Origin of the sequence: Aerosakkonema funiforme FACHB-1375, assembly GCF_014696265.1 — a bacterium.
Classification (GTDB): Bacteria; Cyanobacteriota; Cyanobacteriia; order Cyanobacteriales; family Aerosakkonemataceae; genus Aerosakkonema; species Aerosakkonema funiforme_A.
Genome location: NZ_JACJPW010000229.1, coordinates 1 through 2,500, shown reverse-complemented (window position 1 = coordinate 2,500; position 2,500 = coordinate 1). Strand labels below are relative to the sequence as shown.

The 2,500-nt window shown below is 52.1% G+C and carries 1 tRNA gene and 2 rRNA genes (1 of these 3 cut by a window edge); all 3 read right to left on the bottom strand.

What is annotated here, in order from left to right:
- Window positions 1–591, bottom strand: a 23S ribosomal RNA gene (locus H6G03_RS37090); it reaches 2,310 nt to the left of the window's first position.
- A gap of 286 nt (window positions 592–877) precedes the next feature.
- Window positions 878–951, bottom strand: a tRNA-Ile gene (locus H6G03_RS37085).
- Window positions 952–1,085: 134 nt separating this feature from the next.
- A 16S ribosomal RNA gene (locus H6G03_RS37080) occupies window positions 1,086–2,500 on the bottom strand; the annotation flags it as partial.

The following is a 2,500-nucleotide window of genomic DNA, read 5'->3' as shown; positions in this document are numbered from 1 at the left end:
ACAGGCACGCGGTCAGACGTTTAATCGTCCTCCCACTGCTTGATGGCTGATGGTTTCATGTTCTGTTTCACTCCCCTTCCGGGGTTCTTTTCACCTTTCCCTCGCGGTACTGGTTCGCTATCGGTCACACAGGAGTATTTAGCCTTACCGAGTGGTCTCGGCGGATTCACACGGGATTTCACGTGCCCCGTGCTACTCGGGATTCAGCTAGGGCTGTTGCCATTTTTGACTACAGGACTTTCACCTTCTCTGGTGCAGTGTTCGGCTGCTTCGTCTAATTTTGACAGTCCCACCTCGCTGTCCCACTACCCCTACTAGATATACTGGTAGGTTTAGGCTTTTCCCGCTTCGCTCGCCGCTACTAGGGGAATCTCGGATTGATTTCTTTTCCTCCAGCTACTAAGATGTTTCAATTCGCTGGGTTGGCTCTGACCTGCTTATGGATTGGACAGGCAGTACAAGGGGTTGCCCCATTCGGATATTTCCGGATCTAATGCTTGCTTCCAGCTCCCCGGAACGTTTCGTCGGTCGCCACGTCCTTCTTCGCCTCTGTGTGCCAAGGTATCCACCATCAGCCTTTGTAGCTTGACCACATCAAGTTTGGTAATTATTTTGAGGAAAAATTTCCCCAACTAATTGCAAATCATTGGTGTCTACCTGCTTTGCATCAAACGTGTATTACCACGTTTAATCAAAACATTTGACAGTTGCTATGCAGTTTTCAAGGTTCTGGCTGGAAAGACATCCAGCATACTTTCCACTCCCAGTGGATTAGGTGCTGAATTCTGTTCTCATTTGAGCTAATTGTTAGGCAAGCAAACTTTGCAAAGCTGGCTGTAACTCGGTTAGCTTACGTTATTTAGGTACGTTATTTAGGTGGGCCATCCTGGACTTGAACCAGGGACCTCACCCTTATCAGGGGTGCGCTCTAACCACCTGAGCTAATAGCCCACTAATCGAACCGAATCATAGTTTGAAAGCCGAAATTTTTCACACACTTTTACTCTCGCTCGACCTTGGGATAACTGCCCTTTGAACTATTATTTTGAAATATGATGTTCAAATGTCACAGTAGGTCTCCCTAAAAAGGAGGTGATCCAGCCACACCTTCCGGTACGGCTACCTTGTTACGACTTCACCCCAGTCACCAGCCCCACCTTCGGCGTCCTCCTCCTTTGCAGGTTGGAGTAACGACTTCGGGCATGGCCAGCTCCCATGGTGTGACGGGCGGTGTGTACAAGGCCCGGGAACGTATTCACCGCAGTATGCTGACCTGCGATTACTAGCGATTCCGCCTTCACGCAGGCGAGTTGCAGCCTGCGATCTGAACTGAGCCTCAGTTTATGGGATTAGCAGACCATCGCTGGCTAGCTGCCCTTTGTCTGAAGCATTGTAGTACGTGTGTAGCCCAGGACGTAAGGGGCATGCTGACTTGACGTCATCCCCACCTTCCTCCGGTTTGTCACCGGCAGTCTCTTCAGAGTGCCCAACTGAATGCTGGCAACTAAAAACGAGGGTTGCGCTCGTTGCGGGACTTAACCCAACATCTCACGACACGAGCTGACGACAGCCATGCACCACCTGTGTTCCGGCTCCCGAAGGCACCCTCTGGTTTCCCAAAGGTTCCGGACATGTCAAGCCCTGGTAAGGTTCTTCGCGTTGCATCGAATTAAACCACATACTCCACCGCTTGTGCGGGCCCCCGTCAATTCCTTTGAGTTTCACACTTGCGTGCGTACTCCCCAGGCGGGATACTTAGCGCGTTAGCTGCGGCACTGTGAGGGTCGATACTCACAACACCTAGTATCCATCGTTTACGGCTAGGACTACTGGGGTATCTAATCCCATTCGCTCCCCTAGCTTTCGTCCCTGAGTGTCAGTGCAGGTCCAGCAGAGCGCTTTCGCCACTGGTGTTCTTCCCGATCTCTACGCATTTCACCGCTACACCGGGAATTCCCTCTGCCCCTACCGCACTCTAGCTGATGCAGTTTCCACTGCCTGTCTGGAGTTAAGCCCCAGCCTTTGACAGCAGACTTGCATTGCCACCTGCGGACGCTTTACGCCCAATCATTCCGGATAACGCTTGCATCCTCCGTATTACCGCGGCTGCTGGCACGGAGTTAGCCGATGCTGATTCCTCAAGTACCGTCATTGCTTCTTCCTTGAGAAAAGAGGTTTACAACCCAAGAGCCTTCCTCCCTCACGCGGTATTGCTCCGTCAGGCTTTCGCCCATTGCGGAAAATTCCCCACTGCTGCCTCCCGTAGGAGTCTGGGCCGTGTCTCAGTCCCAGTGTGGCTGATCGTCCTCTCAGACCAGCTACCGATCGCCGCCTTGGTAGGCCATTACCCTACCAACTAGCTAATCGGACGCGAGCTCATCTTCTGGCAATTAATCTTTTACCCGTAGGTTCATCCGGTATTAGCAGCGGTTTCCCTCTGTTATCCCCGACCTGAAGCTAGATTCTCACGCGTTACTCACCCGTCCGCCACTAGGGTATT